The sequence below is a fragment of the Streptomyces globisporus C-1027 genome, assembly GCF_000261345.2.
In the GTDB taxonomy this organism is placed as follows: Bacteria; Actinomycetota; Actinomycetes; order Streptomycetales; family Streptomycetaceae; genus Streptomyces; species Streptomyces pakalii.
This window is the reverse complement of sequence record NZ_CP013738.1, coordinates 526234-540526: the sequence shown is the minus strand read 5'-3', so window position 1 is coordinate 540526 and position 14293 is coordinate 526234. Positions and strand designations below refer to the sequence as shown.

The 14293-nt window shown below is 72.5% G+C and carries 16 protein-coding genes and 2 pseudogenes; 9 read left to right on the top strand and 9 right to left on the bottom strand.

Translation table 11 applies throughout. The annotated features are described in order from the left end of the window. Positions 1–71: 71 nt before the first annotated feature. The 3 genes from WQO_RS36305 to WQO_RS02175 all read left to right on the top strand — a co-directional run bounded on the left by WQO_RS36305 (position 72) and on the right by WQO_RS02175 (position 1789). Positions 72–227 (top strand): hypothetical protein, encoded by a 156-nt coding sequence (locus tag WQO_RS36305; RefSeq protein ID WP_010061771.1) that lies wholly within the window; start codon positions 72–74, stop codon positions 225–227. A gap of 140 nt (positions 228–367) precedes the next feature. Continuing rightward, positions 368–1153 carry an SAM-dependent methyltransferase gene (locus WQO_RS02180; RefSeq protein ID WP_010061770.1) on the top strand — a complete coding sequence of 262 codons (786 nt, stop codon included), beginning with the start codon at positions 368–370 and terminating at the stop codon, positions 1151–1153. 198 nt (positions 1154–1351) lie between these two features. Continuing rightward, the gene (locus WQO_RS02175; RefSeq protein ID WP_010061768.1) at positions 1352–1789 is read left to right on the top strand and encodes a DUF2267 domain-containing protein; all 438 of its coding nucleotides are present in this window, start codon (positions 1352–1354) and stop codon (positions 1787–1789) included. A gap of 66 nt (positions 1790–1855) precedes the next feature. Here WQO_RS02175 and WQO_RS02170 read toward each other — a convergent pair whose 3' ends face one another. The 4 genes and pseudogenes from WQO_RS02170 to WQO_RS02160 all read right to left on the bottom strand — a co-directional run bounded on the left by WQO_RS02170 (position 1856) and on the right by WQO_RS02160 (position 4194). Then, positions 1856–2272 (bottom strand): methyltransferase, encoded by a 417-nt coding sequence (locus WQO_RS02170; RefSeq protein ID WP_010061767.1) that lies wholly within the window; start codon positions 2270–2272, stop codon positions 1856–1858. A 3-nt stretch (positions 2273–2275) separates the two neighbouring features. Next, a pseudogene (locus WQO_RS02165) lies at positions 2276–3012 on the bottom strand (ABC transporter ATP-binding protein); the annotation flags it as partial. A gap of 64 nt (positions 3013–3076) precedes the next feature. Then, positions 3077–3505: pseudogene (locus tag WQO_RS34645) on the bottom strand (iron chelate uptake ABC transporter family permease subunit); the annotation flags it as partial. Next, the gene (locus tag WQO_RS02160) at positions 3505–4194 is read right to left on the bottom strand and encodes a FecCD family ABC transporter permease (RefSeq protein ID WP_237274089.1); all 690 of its coding nucleotides are present in this window, start codon (positions 4192–4194) and stop codon (positions 3505–3507) included. The gene WQO_RS02160 and the pseudogene WQO_RS34645, both read right to left, overlap by 1 nt. Between WQO_RS02160 and WQO_RS34640 the strand changes: the two genes are divergently transcribed. After that, positions 4102–4341, top strand: coding sequence for a helix-turn-helix domain-containing protein (locus WQO_RS34640; RefSeq protein WP_079055628.1), 240 nt, complete (start codon positions 4102–4104; stop codon positions 4339–4341). The two genes, WQO_RS02160 and WQO_RS34640, sit on opposite strands and share 93 nt — an antisense overlap. An 11-nt stretch (positions 4342–4352) precedes the next feature. Here WQO_RS34640 and WQO_RS02155 read toward each other — a convergent pair whose 3' ends face one another. The 3 genes from WQO_RS02155 to WQO_RS02145 form a co-directional block, all read right to left on the bottom strand. Continuing rightward, a complete protein-coding gene (locus tag WQO_RS02155) occupies positions 4353–5822 on the bottom strand; it encodes a SulP family inorganic anion transporter (RefSeq protein WP_010061761.1) in 1470 nt (489 codons plus the stop codon). A gap of 73 nt (positions 5823–5895) precedes the next feature. Next, entirely contained in the window at positions 5896–6492 is a 597-nt protein-coding gene (locus tag WQO_RS02150; protein ID WP_010061759.1) for a carbonic anhydrase, read from the bottom strand. Between the two features lie 327 nt (positions 6493–6819). Continuing rightward, the gene (locus WQO_RS02145) at positions 6820–7473 is read right to left on the bottom strand and encodes a class I SAM-dependent methyltransferase (RefSeq protein ID WP_010061758.1); all 654 of its coding nucleotides are present in this window, start codon (positions 7471–7473) and stop codon (positions 6820–6822) included. A 151-nt stretch (positions 7474–7624) separates the two neighbouring features. On the opposite strand from WQO_RS02145, the gene WQO_RS02140 reads away from it, so the two are divergent. After that, positions 7625–7891, top strand: coding sequence for a hypothetical protein (locus WQO_RS02140; RefSeq protein WP_010061757.1), 267 nt, complete (start codon positions 7625–7627; stop codon positions 7889–7891). 67 nt (positions 7892–7958) lie between these two features. Here WQO_RS02140 and WQO_RS02135 read toward each other — a convergent pair whose 3' ends face one another. Next, positions 7959–9857, bottom strand: coding sequence for an ABC transporter ATP-binding protein (locus tag WQO_RS02135; RefSeq protein WP_010061756.1), 1899 nt, complete (start codon positions 9855–9857; stop codon positions 7959–7961). A gap of 191 nt (positions 9858–10048) precedes the next feature. Between WQO_RS02135 and WQO_RS02130 the strand changes: the two genes are divergently transcribed. Further along, entirely contained in the window at positions 10049–10843 is a 795-nt protein-coding gene (locus WQO_RS02130) for an SDR family NAD(P)-dependent oxidoreductase (protein WP_010061755.1), read from the top strand. Between the two features lie 63 nt (positions 10844–10906). After that, positions 10907–11617: a ribonuclease H family protein gene (locus WQO_RS02125; protein ID WP_010061754.1), complete on the top strand. Its 711-nt coding sequence runs from the start codon at positions 10907–10909 to the stop codon at positions 11615–11617. 20 nt (positions 11618–11637) lie between these two features. Here the strand turns inward: WQO_RS02125 and WQO_RS02120 are convergent, their stop codons facing one another. After that, positions 11638–12048 carry an ATP-binding protein gene (locus WQO_RS02120; protein ID WP_073823245.1) on the bottom strand — a complete coding sequence of 137 codons (411 nt, stop codon included), beginning with the start codon at positions 12046–12048 and terminating at the stop codon, positions 11638–11640. Positions 12049–12225: 177 nt separating this feature from the next. Here WQO_RS02120 and WQO_RS02115 point away from each other — a divergent pair, with 177 nt between their 5' ends. Together WQO_RS02115 and WQO_RS02110 are read left to right on the top strand one after the other, a co-directional pair. After that, on the top strand, positions 12226–13059 hold the full coding sequence (locus tag WQO_RS02115) for a Scr1 family TA system antitoxin-like transcriptional regulator (RefSeq protein ID WP_010061751.1): 834 nt from the start codon (positions 12226–12228) through the stop codon (positions 13057–13059). Between the two features lie 57 nt (positions 13060–13116). Continuing rightward, positions 13117–14220: a PP2C family protein-serine/threonine phosphatase gene (locus WQO_RS02110; RefSeq protein WP_029182398.1), complete on the top strand. Its 1104-nt coding sequence runs from the start codon at positions 13117–13119 to the stop codon at positions 14218–14220. The last annotated feature ends 73 nt before the right edge of the window (positions 14221–14293 follow it).

Genomic DNA, 14293 nt, shown 5'->3' with positions numbered 1-14293 from the left:
GGAGGAGGACGACATGGGAGATTGCTTTCCTGCGGAACCGGGGGGTTCCGGGTACGGGGGAGGGGCGGACCATGGATCTGTTCGACGGGGAGCTGCGCGGTCGGGACGACCAGGGGCTGGACACCGGAGGCGGCTGGTCGTGGTGCGGCGTCATCACCGTCGGGATCTTCATCCTGCTCGCGGTGCTGATCAGCTGGATCTTCGGCCTTGTGGGCCGGATCTTCTGAGCGTCCGCCCGCGGGTCCGCCCGCCCCGCCCCGCCATCGCTGCTGCGTGGAGCCGGGGCGCGCGGTACGGTCGCCGGCAGGGGGCCGGTCGGTGTGCGTCCGGTCAACCGCCAGGTACGGAAAGCCGGTAGAGGAGATCCATGAGCGTCGACGACGACGAATTCCGCCGCAGCGTCCGGTCCGACATTCCCCACTCGGCGCGCGTCTGGAACGCGTGGCTGGGCGGCAAGGACCACTACCCGGTGGACCGGGAGCTGGCCGAGGCGGTGAGTGCGGCCTACCCGCAGATGGTCGACATCGCCCGTGCCTCCCGCGCCTTCCAGATCCGCGCGATCCGCCATCTCGCCTCGGTGGGGGTACGCCAGTTCCTGGACGTCGGCACCGGGCTGCCGGTGGCGAACAGCACCCATGAGGTGGCGCAGAGCATCGCGCCGGAGTCCCGGGTCGTCTACGTCGACAACGACCCGATCGTCCTCGCCCACGCGGAGGCGCTCCTGACCAGCGCGCCCGAGGGACGCACGGCCTATGTGGCCGGCGACCTCTCCGCGACGGACGCGGTGGTGGACGAGGCGGCGAAGACCCTCGACCTGTCCGAGCCCGTCGCCGTGCTCCTGCTCTCGACCCTCGGGCATCTCGTTCCGGCCGAGGGCATCGAAGTCGTCCAGCGGTATCTGGCCCGGATGCCGTCGGGAAGCCATCTGGTGCTCTGCGACACGGTGAAGACCCCGCAGACGCTCGCGGCGCAGGAGGCGTACGCGTCGGGCGACAACCCGCCCTATCTCGTGCGGGAACCGGAGGAGATCACCGGCTGCGCCGAGGGGATGGAGCTGCTCGAGCCGGGCTTCGTCCCGATCGACCGCTGGCGGCCCGAGGAGGACGACGCGGTGCCGGTCGACCAGTGGGGACTCGTCGCGCGCAAGCCGTAGCCGGCAGCCGTACGGCTGTTTCTCGCCCATCTGCGGGAGCGAGGCCAGGACCCGGGCATGACTTGCTCTTCGGCGGGCATGCGAAGAGCACCTGACCTTGATCCCCCGCTGTCCGCCCCCGCGCCCGCTCAACGACGAGCCGCGGGGGCGGATAGCGCGTCGACATGAGCAGTACGGACGAGAAGGGCTGCCGCCACGATGACCCACGAGCCTCGGAACGCCGGCGCACCGATGGACACGACCTTTGGCCTGCTGTTGGAGAAGATCCGGTACGAGGGCGCCTACCCCACGCGCGAACGCGCCGAGGAGAGCCTGCGTGCCGTGCTGGGCGCGCTCGGCCGCCAGATCACCGGTGACGAACGCGTCGCCCTGGCCGCCGCCCTGCCCGAGGAGGCCGCCCGTGTGTTCACCGCGGACGTCCCGGCCGTGAAGCAGTTCGCCGGGGCCGCCTTCGTCGGCGACCTCGCCGAGCGCACCGGGGGCACCCAGGCGACCGCCCGGTGGGACGCCGGGGTGGTCCTCAGCCAGATCGCCGCCCTGGTGGGCGACGACCTCGCCGCCGAGGTCGTCGGATGCCTGCCGCCCGGCTACGCGCTCCTCTTCGGCCGCGCGGAACTCCTCGCCCAGGCCGCCTGAGCGGACACGGCCGCGCGGGGCCCGGAATCCGGGCCCCGCGCAGCCGTACGGCGAAGGTGTCCGGGCTCAGCGGCCCCCGGCCGGGCCCAGGACCCACAGCCGGTGGTCCCAGCCGACGTCCTCGCGGCGGCGGATCCGCAGCCCAGCCCGCTCCACCGGGGTCTCCAGCTCCTCCTGCGTGCGCAGCCCCGAGCCGAACAGGCAGGCCAGCCGCAGGTGTTGGAGCGCGGCATCCTCGTCCGGGTCGGCCGGGCGGATCTGCTCGACCAGCAGCAGCGTCCCGTCGGCGGGCAGTGCTTCGGCCGCCTCCGAGAGCGCCAGAACCGCGTCCTCGTCGGCCAGCCGCTCCAGAAGACGCGAGACCAGGACGGTGCTGCCCCCATGCGGCACCGGCCCGGTCCGCGGGCTCCGTTCGACGCGCGGAGCGACGTCGGTGTCGAGGAGGGCCGCGGCGAGCGGGCGGCGGCGTATCGAAGAGGACACAGTTCACTTCTCCAGCGTGAGGGTGCGGCGGCCCAGCGGAAAGATCTGGGGCTTGGCCGTACGGGGATGGGGCACGACGACGCAGTTCAGACCGAACACGTCGGCGACGGTTTCCTCGGTGAGCACATGCTCGGGGGTCCCTGGTGCACGATCCGGCCGTCGCGCATGGCGACGTTCGAGGAGGCGTACAGGGCGGCCTGGTTGAGGTCGTGGGAGACCAGCACGATCGTTTTGCCGGTCTGTTCGTTGAGGTCGCCCAGCAGGTCCATGACCTCGAACTGGTGGGCGATGTCGAGGTAGGTGGTCGGCTCGTCCAGCAGAAGCACCGGGGTGTCCTGGGCCAGCGACAGGGCGATCCAGACGCGCTGGCGCTGGCCGCCGGAGAGTTCGTCCACCGGACGGTCGATCAGCTCCGCCGTCCCGGTCGCCAGCAGCGCGTCCGTGATCAGCTCGTCGTCCGCCGCGGTGCGCCGCTGACCGAACCTGCGGTGCGGATGCCGGCCGCGCCAGACCAGATCGCCGACGGTGATGGACTCCGGGTCGATCGGGGACTGCGGCAGGATGCCGAGCTTCCGGGCCACCTCCCGCGTCGGCATGGCGTGGATGTCGGCGCCCTCCAGCAGCACCCACCCCGCCGCGATCGGCAGCAGCCGGGCCAGCGACTTCAGCAGCGTGGACTTGCCGCAGGCGTTGGGGCCGACCAGCGCGGTGATCCGGCCGGTCGGGATGGCGGCCGAGAGGCAGGCTCAGCGCGTACACCGCGGCCAGCAGGACGAGCGACCCGGCCACCGACGCGAGCGGCGCGCCGAAGGGGAGCGCCGGGGCGAACAGGAGCACGGTCGTCGCCCCGGCCCCGGCGCCCGCCGAGATCCCGACGATGTCCGGGGTGGCCAGCGGGTTACGGATCAGCCGCTGGTACAGCGCGCCCGCCAGCCCGAACAGCGCACCGGCGAGCAGCGCGGCCAGGGCGCGGGGCACCCGGATCCGGAAGATCATGTAGTCGGCCAGTCCGGTCCGCATCCCGAACGCCGCGGGCAGCACGTCGGCGGGGTCGCCCCGCCCGAGTCCGCCCAGCAGCACCGAGGCGACGAGCAGGGCGGCCAGCACCACCACGAGCACCGAAACGGTCAGGACCGTACGGCGCGACCGGGACCGCCGGTCGGCGCGCAGCCGGGCCAGGGTCGCGGCGCGCAGCGCGGCGTCGGTGGAGGGGACACGTGTCAGCAGATCCATCACACACGCACCAGATTCCGGCGGCGGGCCAGCCAGACGAAGAACGGTGTGCCGACGACCGCCGTCATCACGCCCACCTGGATCTCGCCGTGGTCCAGCACCACCCGGCCTGCGATGTCCGCGCCGATGAGCAGGATCGCTCCGCACGCCATCGACAGCGGCAGCGACCAGCGGTGGTCGGCCCCCGCCAGCATCCGGGCGCAGTGGGCCGCCACCAGCCCGACGAAGGCCACCGGCCCGACCGCCGCGGTCCCCGCCGCGTACAGCAGCACCGCCACGGCCGCCCCGAGCAGCTGGGCGCGTTCGACCCGGACACCCAGCCCGCGCGCGGCCTCCTCGCCCATGCTCAGCATGTTGAGCGTCCGCCCGAACGGCAGGGCCAGCAGCAGCCCGGCGACGGCGAACGCAACGATGTCGTCGAGGACCGCGGCCCGGCCGGTGAGCTGCCCCATCGACCAGAACCGCAGGTGCGTGTAGACCGCCTCGTCCCGCACCACCAGCAGCGTGATCAGCGACGACATGACAGCGGCCAGCGCCACTCCCGCCAGCACCAGACCGAGGGGGGAACTGCCCGCGTTGGTCCGGGTCCCGATCAGATAGACGAGCGTCTGCGCCGGGGGTTCCGCGCCGAGACGGGCCTGGCGTTCTCCGAGTGGCGGACCCGGCTGCGCCTCAACCACTCGCTCCACCTGCTCGCCGCCTGGCACATGGTGAGCACGGTCGCCGCCCGGGTGGGGTTCGTCTCCACGAACGGCTACATCCTGGCCTTCCGGCGCTACTTCGGCGAGACGCCGGGCGCTTACGTGAAGCGCTCGGCGTTCCGTACCGCTGCCTAGAGGAGCCGAACCTACTGGCGGATCGTCACCGGCTCGATCTCCGCGTTGTTGTGCCGGCGCGCCCAGTTCTCCAGGGCGATCCGGCAGGCGTGGTCGAGGTGGCGCAGTCCGGTGAGGTCCAGCTCTATGGGCTGATCCTGCGGGAGCTTCTCCAACTGCTCCAGGATGCGGGGCAGTCGGAGGAAGGTGGCGTTCCCCGTGAGGGTCACCACGACCCGGCCGCCGGTGAGCTCATGGGTGGTGAGCTGGACGTGCGAGGTCTCCCAGGCCGACTTGACGACCGCCAGCAGCAGGCCGAGCACGACCCCCTCGAAGAGGTTGGTCACCACGATGGCGACCGCGGTGATCGCCAACAGGATCGCCTCCCCGCGGTGTTCGCGCCACAGCGGGCCGAAATCCTTGGCGGGCACCAGCTTGCACCCGGCGTGCACGAGGACTCCGGCGAGCGCGGCCAGCGGGATGACCCCGACGGCAGCGGGCAGCAGCGCGGCGAAGAGCAGCAGCCACAGACCGTGGGCGACCCGGGAGAGCGCGGTGGTCGCCCCGGCCTGGACGTTGGCGGCGCTGCGGACGATGACCGCGGTCATCGGCAGGGCGCCGAGCGCCCCGCAGATGGTGTTGCCCACGCCCTGGGCCACCAGCTCCTTGTCGTAGTCGGTACGGGGGCCGTCGTGCATCCGGTCGATGGCCGCCGCGCTGAACAGGCTCTCCGCCGAGGCGATCAGGGCGAAGGCCAGAACGGTGCCGATGACCGCCACATCGGCGAGCCGGGAGAACTCCGCCCCGCCCGGCAGATCGATGGCGTTGAGCAGCCCGTTGACATCGGCCACGGCGGGCCGCAGGCCGGCCAGCGAGGCGACGGCGGTGGCCAGGGCCACCGCGGCGAGGGGCGCCGGGACGATCCGGGCCCGGGCCGGGAGCTTCGGCCACAGCAGCAGCACGGCGATGGTTCCCGCGCCGAGGCCGAAGGCGGTCAGGGCCTCCTGGTTCGTGACGATGTCGACGGCGAGACCGGGGAGTCCGGCCAGTTTGGCGAGTCCGCTGCCCGGCTGTTCGAGGTCGGCCATGGCGTACACCTGGCCCAGCACGATGATCAGGCCGATGCCGGCGAGCATGCCCTGCACCACGGAGACGGAGATGGCGCGGAACCAGCGGCCGAAGCGCGCGAGACCCAGCACGACCTGGAGCAGTCCGGCCGCGAGCACGATCGGGCCGAGCGTGCCCAGGCCGAATTCCTTGACGGCTTCGAAGACGAGGACGGTGAGCCCGGCGGCGGGGCCGCTGACCTGGAGTTTGCTGCCGGGGAGGAGGCCGACGACGAGTCCGCCGACGATGCCTGTGACCAGGCCCAGTTCGGCCGGGACTCCGGAGGCGACGGCGACGCCGACGCACAGCGGCAGCGCGACCAGGAAGACGACGAGTGACGCCAGCAGGTCACGGCGTACGACGTGGGGGTTCTTGAGGTCCTTCGCGGAAATCACGATGGCTTCCCTTGTGGGGTACGGTCGCGCCCGGCCGGGGCCGAGCGCGGGGACGTGGGGGGAGGGAGAGCCGTCACAGGCGGGCGAACTCGGTGCCGCGCTCGGGCCGGTGCACGCTGACGGAGCCGGTGTGCACCTCGTAGTACCAGGCGTGCAGGCCGAGGGAGCCATCGGCGAGCCGCTCGCGCACCGCGGGGTAGCCCCGCAGGGTGTCGAGCTGGGCGAGGGCGTGGGCCTGAACCGCGCCGGGGAGGTCCCCGGCGTCGGCGGGGGGTGTGCGGCCGTCCGTGGAGTGCTCCAGCCAGTGGCGGACAGCCGGCATGGCGGAGAGGTCGTCACCGCGGAGGATCGCCCCCACCGCGCCGCAGTGGGAGTGCCCGCAGACGATGATGTCGCGCACCTGGAGCACGCACAGCGCGTACTCGATGGTGGCGGCCTCGCCGGTGGGCCGGTCCCGGCCCGGATAGGGCGGGACGATGTTGCCCGCGGTACGGAGTTCGAAGAGCTGACCCGGGCGGGCGCCGGTGATCAGCGAGGGGACGACACGCGAGTCCGAGCACGTGACGAACAGTGCTTCGGGGGTCTGGCCGTCCGCGAGACGTTCGAAATCCTTTGCGTTCGCGGCGACGTGCTCGGTGAATGTCCGGGCGTGTTCTACGAGGGACTGCATGGTGGCCTGCCTCCTGCATCCGGCGGTGCCGGGGAGCGGTGTGGTCGGGTCATATTGACGAATGCGTTAGTTGTATCCGTATACGTGTTCGGAATAGATGAAGGGTTCCTCACCTTGCGGTTTGCCGGACGGCAGCCGTGATGAGGTCTGCTCCGGCCGCTCCGTACGGATACGACTACAGCCCAGCATATAGACCAGAACTTTGCTATCGCATTACCTTCTCGTGAAGGAACGTGAATGCGCCACCCAAGTCATTCATTCGGCTTGTTCTTTGTTATAGCCAATGGGTGGGAAGTGTGGAGAGTTTCGAGAGGTGGGACTGTGCCGTCAGATGCGTCGGCCGTGCACGAAGACGTGCGGCTCGGGTGCGCCTGCCGGGTGGTCCGGCGTGAACAGCGCGCTGAGCGTCCACTCCACGGCGACCCCCGCCGATGCGATCAGGGCGGTGAACTCCTCGGCGCCGAAGCTGGAGACCCGGACCGGCTGCCCCATGAACACCGCGTCGACCCCCGAGACGTCCACCGGCACCGTCGCGGCGACCAGCAGCCCGCCGGGCCGCAGCGACCGCACGAGCCGCTCCAGCAGCCCGGCCTGCTCGTCGCGCTCCAGCTGCAGCAGCGAGAAGTACACACAGACCGCGTCGAACTCGGCTTCCGCCAAGGGGAGATCGCGGATGTCGGCGCACCGGAACTCGGCCTCCGGAACCTGCCGCGCCGCGAGCGCCGCCATCACCGGCGACACGTCGACGCCCAGCACCCGGTGCCCCGCATCCGCCAGGGTCTGTGCCGTGGGCCGGCCCGTCCCGCTGCCCACGTCCAGCACCCGGCTGCCCGGGGCGAGATCCGTCAGCAGCCGCTCCAGCGACTCCCGGTGGGCGGCCGAAGCGGCGAAGGCCCGCTCGTACTCCGCGCCCAGCGCGTCGAACACGGCCGCGGCCGGACTCCCGTGACCCTCGCCCGCACGTCCCTGGCTGTCACCCATCGAGGCGGTCCTTCCGTGGTCCGGCGGCCGGCCGGGAGCCGTGTGCCCGGCCGCTGTGAGCGTCCCCCGACGGGCGCCTGAGTATGCCGGTCCTCCGCTCCTGAGTACGTTCCCCGATGTCCGGCTTCCCGGGCCGCTGTTCGATGGCCGTATGACCTCCGAAGCGCCGCGCCGCCCCCGTATCGAGCACGTCACCACCGCCGGCTCCGCCCTGGCCGTCACGCTGCTCCCGCTGGTGGTCGGCGTACTGCTGGCCAAGACCATGGCGGCGGACCCGATGGCCTCGGTGAACGCGCTCGTCACCAACGGGCACCGCCCGCGGGTGTCGCCGAAGGAGTGGAGCCGGTGCGGCGGCCACGCCCTGCGACGGCTGCGGACCGCCGAGCGGCCTTCCTTCGCCCGTGTCGGCACGCGCTGACGCCGCCCGGCCGGTGAGGTCCGGCCGGACGGTGTCAGCGCGCGCCGACACGGGCGTGGGCCCCGGGTCAGCCGACCGGCTGGACCGGTCGCTCCCCGTCCGAGGACGGCCGCTCGAACTGGGTGCGGTACAGCTCCTCGTACCGCCCGCCGGCCGCCAGCAGTTCCGTGTGCGTGCCGCTCTCGACGACCCGGCCCGCCTCCAGCACCAGGATCCGGTCGGCCGCCCGTACGGTCGAGAGCCGGTGGGCGATCACCAGGGCGGTCCGCCCCGACAGCGCCTCGGCCAGCGCCTCCTGAACGGCCGCCTCCGAGGTGGAGTCGAGATGCGCGGTCGCCTCGTCCAGGATCACCACCCGCTGACGGGCCAGCAGCAGCCGGGCGATGGTGAGGCGCTGGCGCTCCCCGCCGGAGAGCCGGTAGCCGCGCTCGCCGACCACGGTGTCGAGGCCGTCCGGCAGCGAGGCGATCAGCCCGTCCAGCCGGGAGCGGCGCAGGGCGTCCCAGATCTCGTCCTCGGCGGCGTCGGGCCGGGCGATCAGCAGGTTGGCGCGCACCGACTCGTGGAAGAGGTGCCCGTCCTGGGTGACCATGCCGAGCGTGTCCCGGATCGAGTCGGCGCTCAGATCACGGACGTCGACCCCGTTCAGCCGTACGGAACCGGCGTCCGCGTCGTACAGCCGGGGCAGCAACTGCGCGATCGTCGACTTGCCCGCTCCCGAGGAGCCCACCAGCGCGATCGTCTGGCCCGGTTCGGCCCGGAAGGACACCTGGTGCAGGACCGGTTGCCCGCCCCGGTCGTCGAGCGTGGCGACCTCCTCCAGCGAGGCGAGGGAGACCTTCTCGGCGGTGGGGTAGCCGAAGGACACCTCGTCGAACTCCACGGAGACCGGTCCTTCGGGCACCCGGCGGGCATCGGGCTTCTGCTCGATCAGCGGCTTCAGGTCCAGGATCTCGAAGACCCGCTCGAAGCTGACGAGCGCGCTCATCACCTCGACCCGGGCCCCGGCGAGGGCGGTGAGCGGCGCGTACAGCCGGGTCAGCAGCAGTGCCAGCGCCACCACGGCCCCCGGGTCCAGGCTGCCGCGCAGGGCGTAGAAGCCGCCGAGCCCGTAGACCAGGGCCAGCGCCAGGGCGGAGACCAGGGTGAGGGCGGTGATGAACGCCGCCTGGGCCATCGCCGTACGGACGCCGATGTCACGCACCCGGTCGGCGCGGGCGGCGAACTCGGCCGACTCGTCCGAGGGGCGGCCGAAGAGCTTGACGAGCGTGGCGCCGGGAGCGGAGAACCGCTCGGTCATCTGGGTGCCCATCGCGGCGTTGTGGTCGGCCGCCTCCCGCTGGAGTCCGGCCATCCGGGCTCCCATCCGGCGGGCCGGTACGACGAACACCGGGAGCAGCACCAGCGAGAGCAGGGTGATCTGCCACGAGATCGTGAGCATCACCGCGAGTGTCAGCAGCAGCGTGACGAGGTTGGAGACGACGCCGGAGAGCGTGTTGCTGAACGCCCGCTGCGCGCCGATCACGTCGTTGTTGAGCCGGCTGACCAGGGCGCCGGTCCGGGTCCGCGTGAAGAAGGCCACCGGCATCTTCTGCACATGGTCGAAGACGGCGGTGCGCAGGTCCAGGATCAGGCCCTCGCCCAGCGTCGACGACAGCCAGCGGGTGAGCAGACCCAGACCGGCCTCGACGACGGCGATGAGCGCGATGAGCAGCGCGAGCCGGGTGACCGTGCCGGCGTCCTCGCCTTTCACGATCGCGTCGACGACCTTCCCGGCCAGCAGCGGAGTGGCCACCGCGAGCAGCGCGGTCAGGACGCTCAGCAGCAGGAAGCGGTGGATCCGCCGTCGGTGGGGCCGGGCGAAGAGCATGATGCGGCGCAAGGACGCCCGGGAGAAGGGCCGACGGTCCTCCTGGGCGTTCATCGCGCTGTGCAGCGAATGCCACGCCGTGACTTCCATGTCCATGGGGCGCTCCGAAGTCGATGGCCCCCGGATCGCCCGACGGCCTGCGGATCCCCGTCGGCCGTGCGGCCCCGGGTTCAGCGAGAACGCTAAAACCTGAAGTTTGCTTGAGGTCAAGCGCTGAGGGGCGTTCGAGGGGCGGGGGTGCGAGCCTGGCGGGGACGGCCCCGACGAGCGGATGAGGGAGAAGCGGCGTGCGTATCGATCTGACGGGCAGGAACGCGGTGGTGACCGGGTCCTCGCAGGGCATCGGCCTCGCCATCGCCATCGGACTGGCCGGGGCGGGTGCCGGGGTCGTCCTCACCGGGCGGACCCAGGGGCGGCTGGACGAGGCGGTGCGGTCGGTGCGTGCCGCGGTGCCGGACGCCTCCGTGGCCGCCGTGGCCTGCGACCTGACCACCGAGGAGGGCGCTGAACTGCTGTCCGCGGCCGTCCCGGCGGCCGACGTCCTCGTCAACAACCTCGGCATCTTCGGATCCCGGCCGCCGCTGGAGATCACCGACGCGGAGTGGAAGACCTACTTCGACACGAACGTGCTCAGCGCCGTGCGCCTCATCCGCCACTACCTTCCCGGGATGACCGGGCAGGGCTGGGGCCGGGTGCTGAACATCGCCAGCGACTCCGCGATCGTGATCCCCGCCGAGATGATCCACTACGGCATGTCGAAGACCGCGCTCCTCGCCGTCTCCCGGGGCTTCGCCAAGGAGGCGGCCGGCACCGGTGTCACGGTGAACTCCGTGATCGCCGGCCCGACGCACACCGGTGGCGTGGAGGACTTCGTCTACGAGCTGGTCGACAAGGAGCTGCCCTGGGACGAGGCACAGCGCGAGTTCATGCGGCTGCACCGGCCGCAGTCCCTGCTCCAGCGGCTCATCGAGCCCGAGGAGATCGCGAACCTGGTCGTCTACCTCAGCTCCGCGCAGGCCTCGGCGACGACCGGGGCGGCCGTGCGGGTCGACGGCGGTTACGTGGACTCGATCCTGCCCTGAGCGGGGTGGCCGGGCGCCCCGCGGCCGGTCGGAGTGGTCATGCGGGGCTGGCATGATCGAGGGATGAACGAGAGCATCATCGCCGCGTGTGACGGGGCGTCGAAGGGAAATCCGGGACCGGCCGCCTGGGCGTGGGTCGCGGCCGACGCGCAGGGCAACCCGGTGCGCTGGGAGGCCGGTCCGCTCGGCACCGCGACCAACAACGTCGCCGAGCTCACCGCCCTGGCGGAGCTGCTGGAGTCCACCGACCCGGCGGTGCGCGTCGAGGTGCGGATGGACTCGCAGTACGCCATGAACGCCGTGACCAAGTGGCTGCCTGGCTGGAAGCGCAACGGCTGGAAGACCTCCGGCGGCAAGCCCGTCGCCAACCGTGAGCTGGTCACCCGCATCGACGCCCTGCTCGCGGACCGCTCGGTGACGTTCCGCTATGTTCCCGCCCACCAGGTGAACGGCGACCCGCTCAACGCGATCGCCGACCAGGCGGCCAGCGAAGTGGCGGTCACCCAGCTTCCGGCCGGTACGGCGCACGGTGCGACGGCTCTGCCGGTGCCCGCGCCCGCGCGGTCCACGAAGGGGCGTACGGAGGCGTCCGGGGCGGCGGGCGGCTCGAAGGGGAGGAGCGCCGGGGGCGCGTCCCGGAGCGGGCGGTCCGGCACGATCAAGGCGCGCTTCGCGGGCCGGTGCCACTGCGGCAAGCCGTACGCGGCCCAGGAGCCGATCGCGAAGAACCCGAACGGCTGGGGTCACCCGGAGTGCCGTACGGCTCCCGCCTGATCAGGCGGGGGCGAGAAGTCTCAGAGGTCGGCCCAGACGAGCCGGCCCGCCAGTGCCGCGCGGGTGCCCCAGCGGGCCGCCAGCGCGTCGACGAGCAGCAGGCCCCTGCCGTCCTCGGAGAGATGGTCGAGCGCGTCGTCGCCTGCGAGGTCGGCCGCTGCGGGGGCCTGGCCGACGGGGAGGCCCGCCGAGTCGGCCGGGGAGGCCGGGGCCGGGATCCGGGCCCGGCCGCGGTTCCACACGCAGATGCGCACGCCCGCCGTGGAGCGCAGGAGCCGGCAGCGGATCCGCCGGGTGCTGGTGTGCTGCACCGCGTTGGTGACCAGTTCGGTCACTATCAGAGCCGCCGCCTCGACCCGTTCGGCCGGTTCACCCCAGGCCCGCATGGCCTCCTGGACCCGGTGCCGGGCCTCCGGCACCCCCCCGGGCAATCGGGGAACCCACCAGCTGTGTGCACCTCGGGCACCTCGGACACCTCCGTCATCGGGGGCACGCTCCGCGCAACTGACTATTTCCGACATGTATGCACTCTCGACGCAAAACGCATACTTTGCAAGCGACAGAGTGTGTAATGCTCCGCCACGGGGCTCGACGAAGAAGGTATGCGCATGCGAGCCCGGTCCGGCCCCACGGTGGAACACCGCGTCCTCGCGGTCCGCCTCCGCATGCTGCGGGAACGCGCGGGCGTCAGCCTGCGGGCCGCCGCCGAGGCACTGGACGCCCACCCCGCCACCGTACGGCGTATCGAACGCGCGGAGACCGGACTCGACGCCCGGCAGGTCGGCGAACTGCTGCGCTGCTACGGCGTGCCGCCCGCCGTGGCCGGGCCCATCATGGCCGGGCTCGCGGCCGCTAACCTGCCCGGCTGGTGGCACCGCTGGCGGGACACCATGGAGGCCTGGCAGCAGGAGGTCATCGGCGTGGAGTCCTCGGCGAGCCTCGTGCGGACCTGGCACCCGGCGCTCGTGCCCGAACTGCTGCGCACCCCGGCGTACGCCGCCGCGCTCTACCGCACGCAGTACCCCGGGGACAGCCCCGCCCGCCGGGAACGCCGGGTCGAGTTGCTGCACGAGCGCCGCCGCCGTCTGTGCGAGCGCGGAGCCACCCTGTGGGCCCTGCTCCCGGCGGCGGCCCTCCATACGCGGGTCGGCGACCGGGAGACCATGGAGGGGCAGCGGGCCGCGCTGGCCGAGGCCATGCGGGAGCAGCACGTCACCGTCCAGGTGGTGCCCCTGGACCACCCGCCGCATCCCCTGACCGGCGTACCGCCCCTGCACATCCTCCGGGTGCCCGCACCCGAGATCGGGGACCAGGCGGTGCTGGAGACCCCGGGCGTCCGGGTCGACCTCATCGACGATCCCGAGGCCGTGACGGCCCACCGCATCCGGCTCGACGCCGCCTGCGCCGCCGCGCCGGGACCCGGGACCCCGCTGCCGGAGTGACCGCGTCCGGCCCGCCGCCGGGATGCGGCGGGACCCGGTCCCGTACAGCGTGGGGGAGTGGTGCAGCTGCGCAGGGCCAAGTGGATCCCGTTGGGGGTCATCGTGCTGGGCGTCGTGCTGGACCTGGTGACCCCGACGGACGTCACCTCGGCGCCCCTGCTGATGGCGGCGCCGGTCGCCGCCGCGCCGCTGCTGAGTCTGCGCGGCATCATCGCGATCGGGGCGCTCGCCATGGCCGTCCACGCGGTCCTCGCCCTCTACGACGGCACCTTCGGCTGGCAGCGCGGCGTCGCCAACCAGCTCACCCTTCTGGCCGTAACCGTGCTGGCCGTCCTCATCAACCGCTCCCTGGAGGGCCGGGACGCCCGGACCCGGCGCGCCCGGCACATCGCCGCCGTGGCCCAGAGCGCCGTCCTGCCCCGCCCCCCTTCGCGCCTCGGGGAGCTCAGGATCGCCGCCCGGTATGTGCCCGCCGAGGACGAGGCCATGATCGGCGGCGACCTCTACGTCGTCCAGGAGACCCCGCACGGGGTGCGCGTGATGGTCGGGGACGTCCGGGGCAAGGGCCTGGGTGCGGTGAGCGCGGTCTGCGCGGACCTGGGGGCCTTCCGTTACGCGGCGGACGAGGCGGAGGACCTGCCCGGCCTGGTCGCCGCGCTGGAACGGGCCCTCCAGCGCGAGGGCGGCAGGCGCGGCGGCCAGGAGCAGGAGGAGGGGTTCACCACCGCGCTGATCGCGGAGTTCGCCGACGACCTCGGCACCGTACGGGTCGTCAACCGGGGACATCCACCGCCGGTGCTCCTGGACGCCCAGGGCCGGGCCACCGTCCTCGAACCCTCCGAGGAGGCACCCCCGCTCGGCATGAGCGGCCTGGGGACCTGGTCGTGCCCGGTCGACACGTTCCCGTTCCCGCCGGGCGCCACTCTCATCTGCTACACGGACGGGGTCACCGAGGCCCGCGACGAGTCCGGGGTCTTCTACGACGCGTCCGTCCGGCTGCCGTTCCTCGTCCACCACCGCGCGCTGGTCGGCGACCCGGCCTCCCCGGCACAGATCCTCCACCTGCTGATCGAGGACGTCGGCCATCACACCGGGGGCCGGATCCAGGACGATCAGGCCCTGCTCGCCCTCCACCGCCCTCCGGTCCCCCCGCACGCGTAGCCGGCCCTACGCGCTGCGGCGGCCGGTTCTGTCCGCCCGATACGTGTTTGAGGCGTCGATCATCGGTCACCCG